The 232-nt window shown below is 59.9% G+C and carries 1 protein-coding gene; it reads right to left on the bottom strand.

Features of this window, described 5'->3' with window-relative positions; translation table 11 throughout:
- Positions 1-48: 48 nt before the first annotated feature.
- On the bottom strand, positions 49-232 hold a 184-nt coding region (locus tag AC1RPK_RS07840), incomplete at its 5' end, for a hypothetical protein (RefSeq protein WP_481769372.1).

Here is a 232-nt window from a genome sequence, read left to right on the forward strand (position 1 = left end):
GGGTAAGAGTCTGTAGTATGGACGCTATCCAACGACGTGTCAAGCCCTTTATGCGATGCGCGTTCGGGCCGCCACGTGCTCAGCGTTGAGCCGTTCGGCCTCAGCTTGCGCGATGGTGCCGTCGTCGCCCGGCCATTCCTGCACGGTGTTACCCGTGTCCGTGCAGTAGATGCCCGAGACAGGCCCCGCCGCGTTTTGTGTACTCACAAACCAATCGTATTTCATGATCGCC

The organism is Dellaglioa sp. CoH-55-MRSF-6 (genome assembly GCF_056782215.1).